A 16,276-nucleotide genomic window follows, 5' to 3' on the forward strand; every position below is an offset into this window, starting at 1 on the left:
CAACCTCCACGTAAATGGGGACAGGAAATTCGGTTTTGGCGAAAACGGCTATGGTGCGGCAGTTTACTGGCAGTTTGACCGGAATGCTTGGCTATCGATCCCTAAGTCTCTGAGTTTGCGAGCTGCCACCAGGTCGGAAGCAGTTGTTGCACCTGACGCTCGGCAAAACGGTCATCGATCAGCATGACTACACCGCGATCATGCTGGCTGCGGATCACTCGTCCGGCCGCCTGCACGACTTTCTGCACACCCGGATAAAGATAGGTGTAATCGTAGCCAGAGCCGAACAAGACAGCCATGCGTTGCTTGAATTGCTCATTGACCGGGTTCAACTGGGGCAAGCCAAGGGTCGCAATAAACGCGCCGATCAGCCTGTCACCCGGCAAATCGATCCCCTCGCCAAAAGCCCCGCCCAGTACGGCGAAGCCGATGCCCTGGCTGCTGAGGGTGAAACGGTCGAGAAAGGCCTGCCGCTCGCCTTCGCTCATGCCGCGTTCCTGTTGCCATAGCTCGATTTGCGGCCAGGTCTGGCGCATCAGTTCAACCACTTGCTGCAGATAATCGAAGCTGCTGAAGAACGCCAGATAATTGCCCGGCTGCGCCTGGAACTGCTCTCCCATCAAGGAAGCGATGGGGGCCAGCGAGGCCTGACGGTGGGTGAAGCGGGTCGAAATACGGCTGACGATCCGGACATTCAGTTGATCGTGATGAAACGGTGACTCCACATCGATGCAGACGGTCTTTTCCGGCAGCCCCAGCAAATCGGCATAGTAGCGTTGCGGCTTCAGCGTGGCGGAAAACAGCACCGTTCCCAGCGCAGCCCCCAGGCGCGGTGCAATGAAACGGGCAGGTACCACGTTACGCAGGGTCAGCCGGGAAAAACGGCGTTTCGCGCCCCACTCGCGCACGGCGATATCGAAGATGAAATGCTCGTCGAACAGCTCGGCAATCCGCACAAAGCCGATGGCGTCTAAATAGAAATTTTGCAGCGCCCCATCCACCGCATGGGGATGTTCGTTGAAGTAGTCGCCTATGGCTGCTACGCACAGGTTCAGACTGTTGAGGAATTTGCCCGGGACCTCGGCATAGGCCTGATAGGCACCCGCCTGTTCCTTGTGCAGGGTATTCCATTGGCGATTGAGCCGTTGCAGGTTTTTTTGCAAAGGCTGTGGAGCGCTTTGCCGCAGCGTATTGAAGTTCTGCTGGTCGAGACTGGCGCTGTACATGCTGCGGGCACGCTCGACCATGTTGTGGGCCTCATCCACCAGCACCGCCACACGCCACTGATTGAACTGGGCCAGACCGAACAACAAGGCGCTCAGGTCGAAATAGTAGTTGTAGTCGGCCACCACCACGTCCGCCCAGCGCGCCAGTTCCTGGCTGAGGTAATACGGACAGACCTGATGCTGCAAGGCGACTTCCCGCACGCCAGCCTGATCCAGCCATGGCGCATTCAAGGCGGCGCTGCGCGCAGCAGGCAGGCGATCATAGAAACCGTTGGCCAACGGGCAGGAATCGCCATTGCACGCCTTGTCCATGTACTCGCAGGCCTTGTCCCGCGCAACCAGTTCCAGCACCCGCAGCCCGAGGTCAGGCGCGCTGCGTCCGATCACTTGCAAAGCATCCAGCGCCAGTTTGCGGCCCGGCGTCTTGGCGGTCAGGAAAAACACCTTGTCGAGTTTTTGGGACGGCGTGGCCTTGAGCATCGGAAACAGCGTGCCCACGGTCTTGCCAATCCCGGTCGGTGCCTGGGCCATCAGGCAGGAACCGGTACTGACCGCCTTGTAGACCGACTCGGCCAGCATCCGTTGCCCGGTGCGAAATCCGGGGTAAGGAAACGCCAACGCCTTCAGCCCCTGATTACGCGATGCTGTGTGCGCCAGTTCCTGCTGTGCCCAGTGCAGGAAGATCTCGCACTGTCGCTCGAAAAACGCCTGTAGCGCCTCGCGACTGAAAGATTCGCGGATCACGGTTTCCTGCTCGCTGACGATGTTGAAATAGACCAGCGCCAGGGTGACGTCGCGCAGATCCAGACGCTCACAAAGCAGCCAGCCGTAGATCTTCGCCTGGGCCCAGTGCAATTGACGATGATTGGCGGGCATGGCATCGAGTTCGCCGCGGTAGGTCTTCACCTCCTCCAGTTGATTGAGCGTCGCATCGTAGCCATCGGCCCTGCCCCGGACCGTCAATTCCCGATAATCGCCGCTCAGCGACAGCTCGGCCTGATAACCCGCACCCCGCCGCGCAGCCACGGTGCGGTGACCGGCAATGCCTTCCTGAGCGGTAGGCGAAGGCGTGAAGCGCAGGTCCAGGCTGCCAACCTTGGCCGTGAACTCACACAACGCACGCACCGCCACGACATAGCGTGAGGTCGCTGCGCCGATGGATGGCGGTTCGGGATGAGGGCTCGATGGAATCGTCAGGGTCACTGCACAGGGGAACTGTTGATTGCCGATACTGGATAGGTATACAGATAACAGCCTTTGCCCGGCTCTGGCAAATACAAATGGATCAGCGGCCCCATCGAGGGCAAATAGGCTTCTGCAAAGTATCTCCACGTCTTCAATGCTGCCGCGCCTGCTTCAGGGCCTCAGCCAACGCCGTCAGCAGACGCGGAATATTCTGGGTCCAGTCGATGGCGTAACCGATACGCAGGTATTGCCGATGCAAACCCTGCAGACTGAACAATTCACCGGGGGTGACGATGATGCGCTGTTGCAGCAAACTTTCGAATACCTGACGCATGTCCACACGATAGGTACTCTGCACCCATATTCCGCAACCGCCTTCTGGCATTTCATAGCGCAACAGTTGCCCTAAATGCCGGTCCAGCAACTGCATCATCATCTTCATGCGCTCCATCAACAAACCCCGCAGCTCAAGCAGATGGGCATCCAGACGCCCGCTGCTGCAGAGTCTGGCAATTGCCTTCAGGCGAATCGGCGGCAACTCGAAGGCCCGCAGCAGGAAGTACTGCTGCCACTGCACGTCAAAGTGCTTGCACAGCAGATAGCCATAGGGCGCTTCCGGCCCCAGAGTCTTGTCGAAGCTTCCCAGTATCAGCAGGCGCTGGGGATCGATCAGGTCACGCAAGCGGGTCTGTTCCGGCGCAAAGATCAGTTCACCGTGACTGTCGTTTTCCAGCACCCAGACCCGATATCGATTGAGCAGTTGAGCGACAGCCTGAAGGTTGGCAACAGACAACTGGCTGCATTGCACCGGATTCAACAGCGAGGGTAACAACGCCAGCCCGATGTTTTCCGTCAGCAGCACCTGATCCAGCGCTGCCAGATTGATTTCACCCGTCTCATCCAGCGACACCTCGATAACCCGGATGTCGAAAGACTGCAGCAGACGCAGCAAAGTCCAGGCGCAGGGCGACGCCACCAGCACGGTTCCGCCACGCAGGTTCAGTACATCGACAACCGCTGTCAGCATGCCCGGCATGTCCGGCCCGATATAGACATTTTCCGGGTGCCAGCAGCGCTGAGCATCACGGGTATGGCGAGCTGCCAGAGCCGTGCGCAGTTCAATATCGCCAAACGGCTGAAATACGGCATTCAACGGACGCGGGTAATACCTGAGCAGTTCGCGCTCCATCGCCAGCAGCGGACTTTCCATGGATTGCAGCAACGTGGGTTCGTCATTGCCCAACATCCATACACCGGGACGACGGACATGTCGGTAAAACGTTTCCAACAGGCTGTCATTCTCGACTACCGGCTCCGGGGTTTCTTCGCTGGCCCCGCTGGGCAAGGCGTAATAGCCGGACTTGGGCATTGAACACACCCGCCCTTCCTTTTCCAGCAGTGAATAGGCACTTTGCACCGTCGAAATCGATACGCGCAGACGCCGGGACAGTTGCCGCAAGGAGGGCATTCTGGTCGTGGAATCGGTTTGCACTTCGTCAATCAGACGAACGAGATAGCGGTAGACCGCCTGATAGGCGAAATCCGTTTTGTTTTTCATGGGGAGACAATCCGGCGCAAGGCCAAAAGATTTTCCAGGCGATAGCGACATGGCTGTACCGAATCCACGGCAACAGCCATTAGCCAGACAAAAGGGCTCAGCGTCCGGAGAGCACTTCAGCCATGACACCACCGGTTTGCGGATCGACCGTCACGACACGGCACTTGTCCGGGTCGGCGGCGCGGACCTTGGCGATGATCGAGTGCTCATTGTCAAAGTTGACCCGCGACTTGCAGTACAGGCTCTGCAGCCCCTTGATACTCAGGCCGCTGATATCCACCAGCCATTGCACAACCTGCTCAGGTGCCGTGAGACCCGAGAGCACCTTGTGCAGATCCGGCAGGGCCACCAGCATGCCCGGATGACAGGAGCGCAGGAACGCTTCCAGCGCCCGCCCCCGGTCCACGAAAGGCGAGAAAATCATGCAGACCAGTTGCGACTCGTTCAGACCGAATCCATCCTGGGCATAGCTGGCGGCCAGTTCGCGACGCGACTCGATACGCTCAGGTCCTTCATAGGCATCCATGGCCAGCTTGATCAACCGCGACGGCATCTGCTTTCGGCGCATCAGCATTCGGGCCAGCGCCAGGTACTCGGCAATGCCGTCGGCATAGCGGCGGCCTTGCAGGTATTGCGCCTTAAGACCACGGATATGGGCCATCAACAATGGATTGGCACAGTCAGACTCACTGAAAGCGAACGACAGGTCATCGAAGCGAAAGCCCAGAAACTCGGTCAGCAGGTTCCAGTGCTCTTCGACCTTGCAACTGACCAGATCACAGATGCTGATGAAGGCCGGGACAATCGACTGATTGGGGTAAACGACCGCCCGTGGTGATCTGGCGGCCTCATCGCCCTCGCCATACAGCTCATGAAAGTAAGCCTGGCCGACAGTATCGATGGACCTGAGGATGCCATTGAGGTTCTGGCCGCTCCAGTTGACCCTGCCCTGCCCCGTTCGCTGAGCAAGACGCATCGCCCAGGTGACGTAATGTTTCTGCTCTTTTCGGGAGTCGCCATTGACCACGGCATCCACGCCACTGCCCCAGCTCGAAGCACGCCCCATGAACTCCGCAAGCCCCAGATAGCAACGATTGCAGAAGGTGGTGCGGCCATCGCCACCGGTCAGATGGCCGGCCAGCAACATGTCCGAGCGGTTCTGCTCGCGCCCCGCGCTGGAGAACGGCAGGTCCGGCTCGAAAACCTGGGTATATTGGTTATCGACCACCAGCATTTCCACTCGCGGGTCGTCATACAGGAACAACGCCGAATAGGTGCGATGAATGTTATCCATCACCGCCTGAGTCAGCCCCACGTGACGCATATTGGCAACGCGCAGATTGAAAGTGCCGGGGGATCTGCCTGCAATACTCAGTTGTGCCGCTCTCAGAAAAGCCAATGTATAGGCGCTATCCTTGCCGCCACCGAAAGCGATCAGCACCTTGAAACTGGAAATCCGCTCGATACCGCCTGCGGCCACGATCAGCCGCTGAATCAGTAATTGCAGAGCCGTGCGCTCAGCCCTCGTGAAATAGCCCAGCAAGCGTTGCAATACTTGCTGGTACACATAATTCATTGCCTGTTCGTGAATGGAACTCATACTTTTTCACCCACCCTGTTATCAAAACAACACAAGATGCAAGGGCGGCATTTAATATCGGGCTTATACGCGATTTTATAATCGATCATGACTCATTCCCTGAGTAAGAATTACCAAACAATTATCGGCATCCCTAAAACAATTACAAGGTACAGATCGACACCCAAAACAATACACTCCGTTTAAAAAACTCCTTTGATAAACATATTGTTGATTGCGTAATGATCAGGCTTCGATCAGACGCAGCCAGTCGTGCAAATCCATATCACCAAGACGAGCTCTCTAGAAAAGCGCTCCGCACCGACACGCTCGAAGAGGACGACAAAAAATGCATTTTGCCTCGTAGGAAACTCTTTTGACTCAAGCCAACATCCGACAGAAAGACTAAACAGGTTTATTCATCATGAATATTTTAAAATTCATGACTCCGGACAACCACTCATCCGTAAAACAGAAAAAAATCAAACAACTAAGTCAACCGCCCTGCGGACACCCCATAAACTTGCACGCACAAAAAAGCCCTCCTGAAAAGGAGGGCTTCAAGTAGAACTTACAGACAGTTAGTAAACCCAGGCCTAAGCGATTTCCAGCACGGCACGTCCACCAATCGGGCAAGCATCCATGTAGCGGTGAGCCTGAACCACTTGCTCGAACGGGAAGTTGCGGGTCTGCAGGGGCACCAGCACCCGGTCAGCTGTCAGCTGGTTGATATCGCGCAAGGCCCTTTGCAGCGCCTCGGTATCAGGAACAATGCCGAGCTCAGGCTTGCCTGTGAAGTTACCCAGGCAATGCACGAAAAACTGGATGTTCTTCTGGAAAGCTGCACAGGCCGGGAATGGTGTCTGGTTACCACCTTGCAGACCATACAGCACCAGGCTTCCACGGGGAGCCAGTACATCGCCCATCATCGACATCTGCGGCCCGCCCAAGCCATCGAACACCGCATCCACGCCGCGATTCTCGGTGTACTTGTTGACGGCCATCAGCAAGTCCTGTTCCTCGGTGACGACCACCTTGTCAGCGCCTTGGGCCAACAGATAATCACGGGCATCGTCAGTCTTGGTCGCAGCAATGACACGAGCGCCCAACGCCTTGCCAATCTGCACGAAGCACGGCCCGGAGCAATGGCTGGCATCGGTGACCAGCACGGTTTGCCCTGCCTTGATGCGAGCCAGCTCGACATAGGCAAAGTAGGCAACCAGCATCGGCGTGTAGTGCACACTGGCTTCGACGGGGGTCAGCACGTCGGGATAACGGGTCAATGCCGAACGCGGCAAGACGATGGACTCGCCATACACAGGATGCCTGTTGGCATCGGCGGCCGGAAAGCTGGCGACCTTGTCACCCACAGCCAGATCGCTGACACCTTCACCCACAGCGCTTACGATACCCGCCATCTCATAACCAAGACCGGCAGGCAGACGAGCCTGGGTGGAAGCAAGATTTTGCCGCCAGAGAACGTCATACCAACTGACACCGATTGCCTGGACACGCACCTGCACCTCTCCGGGAGCAGGCAACGCGTCGGGATGCTCTTCGACCTTGAGCACCTCGGCCGGGCCAAACTGGTGAAAACGGATCGTGCGGGACATTTAGAACCTCGCCTTGTATACCTTGATGCCGTGAACTCTATCCGGGCTCTGCCGACAACACTATCAGTGGCTATTAATAGTCGACATGCCTGTCATCGATTGTGTCACATGGGCCGGGCGACAACGCCTGCCACATCCCTGGATGTCCATGCATTCATGGGCGGCCATTGTTGGCATGTCGACGAAACATTGCAACCTGTGTGGACATTTAAGCCATCGCCACGAATTTTTTCGATGCGCACCATCAGCGTTTGCTCGTACTATCGCAACCTCTCAAAGCACCAAATCGAAAAACGGCCCGAGAAACTCCGCATGAATCGCAACGACCTGCGTCGCGTTGACCTCAATCTGCTCATCGTTTTTGAAACCCTGATGCATGAAAGAAGCGTGACCCGCGCAGCCGAGAAACTGTTTCTCGGGCAACCGGCAATCAGCGCGGCCCTCTCGCGCCTGCGAGGCCTGTTCGACGATCCGCTGTTCGTGCGTACCGGCCGCAGCATGGAGCCGACGGCCCGTGCCACGGAGATCTTCGCCCTTCTGTCCCCGGCGCTGGACTCCATTTCCACTGCGGTCAGCCGGGCATCGGAGTTCGATCCGGCCACCAGCACCAACGTCTTCCGCATCGGCCTGTCCGATGACGTGGAATTCGCCCTGCTGCCGACCCTGCTCAAACGACTGCGCTCCGAAGCTCCGGGCATCGTGCTGGTGATCCGCCGCGTCAACTACATCCTGATGCCCGCCCTGCTGGCCTCGGGCGAAATCTCCGTGGGCGTCAGCTACACCCAGGACCTGCCCGCCAACGCCAAGCGCAAGGTATTGCGCAGAAGCAAACCACAACTGCTGCGCGCCGACTCGATTCCCGGCGCACTTTCCCTGGACGACTTCTGCGCCCGCCCCCATGCCCTGGTGTCATTCGCAGGTGACCTGAGCGGCTTCATCGATGAATACCTGGAAGCAATGAACCGCAAACGCCACGTCGTCCTGGCCGTCCCCCAATTCAATGGCCTGGCCACACTCCTGACCGGCACCGACATCATCGCTACCGTGCCGGACTATGCAGCGCAGGTTCTGACAGCGGCGGGCGGAGTTCGTGCAGAGGATCTGCCTCTGGAGACACAGACCTTTGAACTGCACATGGCCTGGCGCGGGGCGCAGGATAATGATCCAGGGGAAAGGTGGTTGAGGTCGCGGATTCAGATGTTTTTTGGGGATCCGGATAGTCTTTAGGCGTTGTCGGGCAGGCTGTTTAGCTGATCATTTCTGGCTTTTCACAGACCATGGAGCTCCATTCACTTCCGGTGGATTGCTACATTGGGGGCATCTGAGGGCATGCTTTGGATGGTTTGAAAAGGATGCCCCCAGCCTAAGGCCAAGCAGACTATTGATGAGGATAGCTCTGACCGGACTCTCTGCGAGTTGCTATACCGGCCTGAGATTTTCAGCGAAACGGTGAACATGCAGCCGATAAACATTTGATGATTCTTCGCATTCACACTGAATAGATGCGTGCAAATGTAAAAAATTATGATGGCATAATGCCTCGGAAAGCGGCAGTATCCACACGTTCCCAACGGATTTTAAGGAGCGGTTCCGATGACATGGCCAGTCACGCTGAAGCTCGATATCTCAGCCTACCCGCTCAGCGTGGTGCAACGCGCCGCTTATTCACTGGCCGACACTGTCGCAATCCAGATCGGTATTGAAGCCAATCAAATTAGCCTCACGGCCCACCCCGCTGAAGCAAGATTAACTCTTTCCCCGGAGCAGACTCACTCGCTGATCCTCCAGCATCTGAACGACTTCGCCCTACGCGACCATATCAACCGCGAAACAACAGGGTTGCGCGAAGTCCTGGCCCGAGCCGCGCTCGCTGGATGTGGGGTTTCCCAGTGACACTGATTGCGACAGACGCCAAGCACTACCGCTTGCTGCCTTTTCGATTCATGCGCATGAATACGGGACAAGACCGTGACATCCTACTCACCTCCGATACCGGTGAGTACATGCACGTGAACGACGCGCAATTACGAGCCCTCAGTTACTTCGACGTTCAAGCAAGTACGCCTTTTTACAAGGACCTGCTGGCCCGCCACTTCATCTACGAACCAGGTCGCCACGACCCATTGCCGGAAATGGCCGCGCAGTATCGCAGCCGCAAGGACTTCCTCTTCCAGGGCCCTGCACTGCACTTGTTCGTGGTTACATTGCGCTGCAACCACACCTGCCAGTACTGCCAAGTGTCGCGGGCCCCTCTGGGCGGATCCGGCCACGACCTGTCGGAAGCGGATGCACAGGCTGCGGTCGATCGCCTGTTCGAATCGAACGTTCCCGCCCTGACTGTGGAATTTCAGGGTGGCGAACCGCTTCTGGCCTTCGAGCGCGTCCGCCAGATTGTCGAATGGGTCGTTGAACGGAACGTGGTCGAACAACGGGATATCCAGTTCGTCATTACCACCACGCTGCACCACCTGACGGAGGAAATACTCGACTTCGCAGAACAAAATCGCATCCAGTTTTCGACCTCGCTCGATGGACCGGCGCCCTTGCACAATGCCAATCGCCCTACCCCGTCACGAGACTCCTACGAACGCACTGTAAAAGGCATCCAGTGGGTCCGTGAGCGCCTTGGCAATGATGCAGTTTCCGCGCTGACCACGCTGACCTCAAGAAGCCTCGAACAACCTGAAGCGATCATCGACGAGTATGTAAGCCAGGGCTTCTCCAGCATCTCGCTTCGGCCTCTGAGCCCTTATGGATTTGCCACCAAGAGTGCTCATCGACTTGACTACCCTATTGAGCAATACTTGGCCTTCTACAAGAAGTCACTGGCCTATTTGCTGCATATCAACCAACAGGGTGTATACCTCTCAGAGAGTTATACGAGTCTGTTGCTGAAGAATATCCTGACACCTTTTTCCTCTGGCTATGTAGACCTGCGCTCCCCCGCAGGCGCAGGCATTGCGGCGCTGGTTTACAACTATGACGGTTACGTCTATCCCTCAGACGAAGCCCGAATGCTGCTGGAGATGGGTGAAGACGGCTTGAGGCTCGGCACCGTGCAGCAACCCTTGTCTGAATTACTCGCATCGCCCGTTATGAATGCGTTGCTCGCCAGTGGCGTAGCAGAGGCACTGCCGGGCTGCTCCGACTGCGCACTTGTCCCGTACTGTGGTGCTGACCCCGTCGAACACTATGCCCGCCAAGCTGACCCGATCGGACACCGAGTGTTCAGCAGCTTCTGCAAGAAGAACATGGGGCTGCTGAAGCATCTTTTCGGCCTGCTTTGCGATGGCGACGACAACGTGCAGAGGGTGCTGCTGTCCTGGTTGAACAGGCGCTCTTACAACGATGTCCGGTTCCCGGGTTACAGGGGCTGATGGCGATGCTGTGCAAAGATACCCACTTCGAAATCCATCACCTGAATGAGCCGAAACTGCTCAAGGTCATCACTCTGGATGAATTCATCGAACAAGGCCTGGCTGTTTGTGCCGGAAGCGCTGAGTTCGGTGACCTGCTGCTTTGGCTGCCAAACGAAGAACGACTACGGAGCCCGCACCTGCTTTCATTGCCAGTGGGTGGATTCCTGACCCCGGAGCCGTTGATCGGCGACTTAGATAGCACGCGGCTACACCTGCACACCCCCAAAGATGCGGATGTCGTGCAGTCCGGCGATGTCATTGCCATCACACCAGGCAACGCATTGGTGCGAGTGCTCTATCGACGAGGTTCAGACAGCAACCTGCTATTCATGACCGATCGTTGCAACAGCCTCTGCCTGATGTGCTCACAGCCGCCCAAAGATATCGATGACCGCTGGCACATCGAGGAGAACCTACGGCTGATCGACCTGATGGACCCGAGCGAGGAAAATCTGGGAATCAGCGGCGGAGAACCAACGCTTTATCGCGACGGTCTGCTCGAAATCCTGGCCAAGTGCAAAGCCGTTTTGCCTCAGAAATCCATTCATGTGCTCAGCAACGGGCGCCTATTCCAAGACCCGAGCTGGATCGCAGAGCTCTCTGCCATCGGCCACCCTCAGTTGAGTTGGGGCATCCCGCTGTATGCCGACAATGCCGAAGACCATGACCATGTGGTGCAGGCTCCAGGCGCGTTTAGCGAAACCCTGCAAGGTCTTTACAACCTCGCGCGCGCCAACCAGATCATCGAGATACGCGTGGTGCTTAATCGCATGACCACGCCACGCTTGCCCGAGCTCGCCCACTACGTGTTCAGGAACCTGCCCTTCGTACGACATGTTGCGCTAATGGGTATCGAAAGTACCGGCCTGGCCAGGAAGCACTACGAAGAACTGTGGATTGACCCGCTGGACTATCAAGAGTCGTTGAGCCAGGCCGTGTATTTCCTGTTCAACCGCGGAGTGCCGGTTTCGATCTATAACCTGCCCCTGTGCTTGATCCCGGCCCACCTCTCGCGCTTCGCTCGTCAGAGCATCTCGGACTGGAAGAATCTTTTCATCGATACCTGCCAGCAATGCGCTGCCGTCAAACATTGCTCAGGCTTCTTCAAATCTCACACCAACCGCTGGCAGAGCCGCGGCGTAAAACAATTATCGACCGAGGCCTTTAGCGCCTATGCAAGGAGTGCACATTGAAATTGCTCGACCGCTGGAAAGTCCTGATCAGTGGGATCAGCTTGCTGCCAATGGCAAGTACCACCCTGGCACAGGCGAACCATATGACGCTCGCCGATACGAACTGGCAACCCAACGACAAGCTACAGCCGCCGGTATTTGCCGACACACTCAATGCGCCAGACACTGTCAACATCTATGCGGCACATCGCTCGCACAGTTCTCACCGGTCCCACAGCTCGCACAGTTCTCACTACAGCGGCTCGGGTGGCTATAGCGCACCTAGCTACTACAGCCCACCCACTACCAGCACCCGAAGCTACAGCGCGCCGAGTGCTTCGAGCAGCGCCTCAAGCGGCAATAGCCTTTATCAGTCTTCTGGCACTACCAGCGGTACAAGTTCGAGCACTTCTAAGAGCCGCGCGACTAATGAGCAGAAAAGCAATTTGGTCACCCGTGTACAGACCGCGCTGATGGTGCGCCAGTATTATCAAGGCTCCATTGATGGGGTGATGGGCAAGGCGACACGTGGCGCGTTGATGGCCTTCCAGATGGACAGTGGGCTGACCGTGAATGGCCGGATGGATACGCCATCGCTGAATGCGTTGGGTATCAAGATTCCATAAGTCGCTTTAGGCTAAAGCTAGCGTCCGTTCAGCAACGAAAGAATTATCCCATGCAGCACATCATTCAAGTCGACAACACTCTCCGGGCATTGATCAGCCGCCTGCAACGCAAGTCGCGTAGCGCCCGTTTCCGTATCACAACCGTTGATGCAAATCGCGTTGTGATTGAGACCGGATCGGAAAACTCACAGTCGGCGCTGACTCGAGCAGCTTCCAGCAAACGTTGGACTACCTCGCCGGCAACAATCATTTCGGTCAAGCACACGCTGTGGAAATCAGTTCCAACCATACGTACGAAAAAGCCGGCCCACTTTGCCAGGCGGCTCGTTACAGAGCAGAAGGCAAGCCGGGCCGTACCAACATCACCTAAATTCTGCCGATTCTGGAGCAGTGCCAGGCAGTCGGCATCCGGTCAACCACCCTAAACCGCACTTGGCTGCTGCCCTGAACCGCTCCTGATATCTTTACAAGGACGCCAACATGTACTCCAAAATGGACACCTTCCGCCCCAGCAATGCCGCGTCGTTCGATCAACCCTGCAAGGTTACGATCGACATCGAGTTTATCACCGTCTCCTATGACGACGCGGGCCAGACCTGGCAATACCGAGGTTAGGCAAAAGGCCCGGGGCATTACGAACTGCAAGCAGAAGGCTTCGACGGCAGAGCAACGCTGCACCGCTTCGAAGGCTCGAATGTGCTGGAAGGCACTTGGGTCGAAGACGGCGTACGCGGGATGTGGCGAATTGTCTGCCAGCCGATTGATTCGCCATTCGTGCCCACATAAATAAGCTGAACTCGTGGGAGTTTGATGGGCCGCCACGGGGTCATCCACCTCAACTGGCAGAACAAGACGTACATCAAGGCGGCCAAGAATTGCTATCCGCATGGATTTTAGAAGCACTGAAAAGAAGTTCAAGGATGAAAATGATAGCTCTGAAAGCAAAACTGCTCGCCAAATTCCAGCAATATTCCGTATCCCAGCGGTTCTATCTCGCCTCGGTAGTTACGTACCTCATCACGATTGCAGCTTCCCTATACACGGGCATATCCACGCTTACCATCGGGACGACGGTCGCGGCTGCATTGATAATCTGCGGATTCATTGCCTGGTGCATCCCTTTCGCCTGCTGGCTCCATACAGCATGGGATAAGCCATTCGCCAAAACGCCCATCATCATTATGCATCTGCTTGCACTGCTGATATCGACAGCATGCGCGCGTTTCGCGGTTGCCGAGACGTTAGGGCTGCCCCCTCAAAGTTTTGATCTGACAGTCGGCTTTCTCGCGTTGCTATTCTACATTCCATCGTGGTTGCTTGTGGTGGCAATACTCCTTGGTCTGACAGCAGTGCTGATCATGGTCATCGCGATGATCAGCCTGCCATTCGAAGCAGCCTGGCAACATATGACCCGCTTGGCCGCGCTCGTCGGCTTTCAAGCTAAATTCAAGCAATCGCGCAGTATGATCATGTTCCATGGTGCAGGGGCACTGATCATTAGCGTGCTATTTGCCATGAGCTACGGCTACCTTACCGACAATTTCAGTCCGGCCTTCAAGGCCGTAACCAAAGTTATTGCACTACGAAGTGATTTCCACAAGACCCCTAAATATCCCGACGTGCGGGCTGGAGAATATGTGCATCCGTTGGAGAATGGCTTTATCGCTTACGCCCGCGAACAAGAAGACAAAAGTGTCATCATTGGCGTTCGTCTACAGCCTGCCGAGAATTACGATGTCGTCGTGTCGACTATTCCGCCTCTCAAGGTTGCAATGACAACCATGGCAGAACACGTCAAGCAATCCCCTGCGCTGATTTGGCTGCTCAGCAGTGCTGCTTCAGAGACTAAGTCTGACTCGATGCTGCGTTAGACCTAGTTGCCGAGCCAGCAGGACGGCAGCTTGAGACATCAGTGGATGAGTCAAGGTGCATCGATTCATTTCTTACAGGGGCATAAGAGCTTAAGCGGCGGAATCGGCATCTTCCGACCCTGAACTTCCAAAAACCCAAAAAACCGCCGATACAGATAAACGGCTGCAAAAAGACAGTGGAGGAAAGGCTTTGATCTGGTATGGACTACCAATAGGACAAATTAAGACATTGCGGCGAATGATGATGCATCCGCTCGACTTTGACCCAATAAGTTACATTGAGAAAACCCTTCATGAACCTGACTCTCATCCTTCGAAGGAAACGCTGATTCTGGCTAGTGAATTCAATAGGCTTAGAGAAAAGTTACTGCCCTCACTGGGCCAGATTCATTCCGATCTAGCGAGTAGCGGACCATTAACCCTTGAAAACATCACAGCAAAGCCTAAACCACTAGAATACAAGCTCTTAAAGACCAGCCATTCAGAGCCACTCAAACAAGCGCTAAACATTAAAGCCTGCGATGGCATAAACATGCAACTAGACAGGATCTCTGACTCTTTTAAAATCAATGAATATCACGGTACAAAGCCGAATGAAGGCCTGCATGATGTTATTAGGCTTTACTTTCTTAGCGAGGTGCTTTTTCTTCTGCTATCAAAAACCGCATCCGCGACAAAGCAGGGTAACTTAATCGAAGTCAGACCATCCTCCCATGAAGTCACGAAGCAATTGCATCGAAAGTGGTTTGCTAATCAATGGGAGCAAAATAGCTGCGCAGCCAACATAGCTTACCTTGACATGATTCCTTTAGGCTTCGACAAGCATTCCATGTTCCCTTTGGTTATAAAGGAGCTGGGCGAAAAACTTACAGATAAAATATTTTTTATTCCCGCAGGCGAACTACCATATAAAATTCAAAGTCTTCCAAGCATACAGTGGGCCAGGAAGCTGTGTAAACTTGCAGTTCTTTGCTCATGGTGTCAGATCAAGAACAAATTGAATTACGCACCCAATCAGCTCATTAGCAAAATTGGTATAACAACAGACGAAATTCAAAAAATCGAAGCATTCTCGGAAAAACAACCGAGACCTGACCGGGTATTTGATGTCACCAGTAAAGGAATATCCATTAAAAACCCCAGCATTACAATACAGCTTCGGCATACAATCAATTATCTCGCCAACAAAATTTCTGACGAGAAATTAAACCATGAAATTGGGATGTTTTTCGAAAAAAGGTGTGTGTTTGATTATTTCACCCGTGAAGACATTAAGCAAAATTACTGCGCATTTGAAGGCTTTGTACCTCATGAAATCGGCGACCAAAATCTTAACCCTGACGTAGACCTGATAATCAAAGACATAAAGCGAAACCAATATTATTTTACTCAGGTTAAATATCTGCGAACAGGCGGAAGAGCCTATATCCTTGGCGATACTGACCATATCGCTACCGACAAAATAAATAAAGGCCTTCGACAACTTACTGACGCTCGACTTGCACTAAAGGAAGGAAAGCTCGACGAGATACTTAAAATAAAAGGAGTATACGACTGCACCAACGAGAACTCACACCTCCTTCTAGTTCATAATATTTTTAACTTCGATTTCACTATATGGCCACAAGGTGTGATTTCGTACGAATGGAATACGCTCAGAAACGTATTAAATAATGGAATGATACGATTTGACCATAGCCAACAAGCTGTAAACACTTGGCAGCACGCAAATGTTCTTCCACTTGAAGATCCTGATCAGCTCATAAAGCACTACATTAAAAACTCCCCTACACAAATCGCATGTTCTATCGGCACAATTTTTGATGCTGACAATGTTGTAGTGCAAACGGAGATTAATGGAATCGAAATTCGTTGCAGAGGCCTCGGACTTTGACTCGACCACGACAGCCAGGCATTGCCTAGCTTTTATTGATCGTAAGCGCTCCATAAACCACAGCTTGTAAACGATGGGGCGGTGCGCCAGCGATGTTTCAGTGGTTTTTCTGAAGCACTACACTAAGTGTTCA

At 54.8% G+C, this 16,276-nt stretch carries 12 protein-coding genes; 8 read left to right on the top strand and 4 right to left on the bottom strand.

Annotated elements, in window-relative coordinates:
* Nucleotides 1-101: 101 nt before the first annotated feature.
* The 4 genes from JSY17_RS10710 to JSY17_RS10725 form a co-directional block, all read right to left on the bottom strand.
* Complete coding sequence (locus JSY17_RS10710) at nt 102-2,429, bottom strand: ATP-dependent DNA helicase (protein ID WP_408636088.1); 2,328 nt, start codon at nt 2,427-2,429, stop codon at nt 102-104.
* Between the two features lie 133 nt (nt 2,430-2,562).
* Nucleotides 2,563-3,969 carry an aminotransferase-like domain-containing protein gene (locus JSY17_RS10715; protein WP_201012099.1) on the bottom strand — a complete coding sequence of 469 codons (1,407 nt, stop codon included), beginning with the start codon at nt 3,967-3,969 and terminating at the stop codon, nt 2,563-2,565.
* Between the two features lie 97 nt (nt 3,970-4,066).
* A complete protein-coding gene (locus JSY17_RS10720; protein ID WP_117181918.1) occupies nt 4,067-5,569 on the bottom strand; it encodes a hypothetical protein in 1,503 nt (500 codons plus the stop codon).
* 575 nt (nt 5,570-6,144) lie between these two features.
* Nucleotides 6,145-7,161, bottom strand: coding sequence for a zinc-dependent alcohol dehydrogenase family protein (locus tag JSY17_RS10725; protein ID WP_117165577.1), 1,017 nt, complete (start codon nt 7,159-7,161; stop codon nt 6,145-6,147).
* Between the two features lie 312 nt (nt 7,162-7,473).
* Here JSY17_RS10725 and JSY17_RS10730 point away from each other — a divergent pair, with 312 nt between their 5' ends.
* From JSY17_RS10730 to JSY17_RS10765, 8 genes are all read left to right on the top strand, one after another.
* Complete coding sequence (locus tag JSY17_RS10730) at nt 7,474-8,388, top strand: LysR substrate-binding domain-containing protein (protein ID WP_117165695.1); 915 nt, start codon at nt 7,474-7,476, stop codon at nt 8,386-8,388.
* Between the two features lie 366 nt (nt 8,389-8,754).
* On the top strand, nt 8,755-9,054 hold the full coding sequence (gene hxsD / locus JSY17_RS10735; RefSeq protein ID WP_201012101.1) for a His-Xaa-Ser system protein HxsD: 300 nt from the start codon (nt 8,755-8,757) through the stop codon (nt 9,052-9,054).
* Complete coding sequence (gene hxsB / locus JSY17_RS10740; protein ID WP_201012102.1) at nt 9,051-10,538, top strand: His-Xaa-Ser system radical SAM maturase HxsB; 1,488 nt, start codon at nt 9,051-9,053, stop codon at nt 10,536-10,538. Before hxsD ends, hxsB begins: the two co-directional genes overlap by 4 nt.
* Entirely contained in the window at nt 10,538-11,773 is a 1,236-nt protein-coding gene (hxsC, locus tag JSY17_RS10745) for a His-Xaa-Ser system radical SAM maturase HxsC (protein WP_201012103.1), read from the top strand. Before hxsB ends, hxsC begins: the two co-directional genes overlap by 1 nt.
* Nucleotides 11,770-12,378: a His-Xaa-Ser repeat protein HxsA gene (hxsA, locus tag JSY17_RS10750; RefSeq protein WP_201012104.1), complete on the top strand. Its 609-nt coding sequence runs from the start codon at nt 11,770-11,772 to the stop codon at nt 12,376-12,378. Before hxsC ends, hxsA begins: the two co-directional genes overlap by 4 nt.
* A 480-nt stretch (nt 12,379-12,858) precedes the next feature.
* Complete coding sequence (locus JSY17_RS25850; RefSeq protein ID WP_263943044.1) at nt 12,859-12,993, top strand: hypothetical protein; 135 nt, start codon at nt 12,859-12,861, stop codon at nt 12,991-12,993.
* Between the two features lie 305 nt (nt 12,994-13,298).
* A complete protein-coding gene (locus tag JSY17_RS10760; RefSeq protein ID WP_232849395.1) occupies nt 13,299-14,249 on the top strand; it encodes a hypothetical protein in 951 nt (316 codons plus the stop codon).
* Between the two features lie 238 nt (nt 14,250-14,487).
* Entirely contained in the window at nt 14,488-16,143 is a 1,656-nt protein-coding gene (locus JSY17_RS10765) for a hypothetical protein (protein WP_201012110.1), read from the top strand.
* Nucleotides 16,144-16,276 lie beyond the last annotated feature (133 nt).

Source organism: Pseudomonas capsici, assembly GCF_017165765.1.
GTDB classification, from domain to species: domain Bacteria; phylum Pseudomonadota; class Gammaproteobacteria; order Pseudomonadales; family Pseudomonadaceae; genus Aquipseudomonas; species Aquipseudomonas capsici.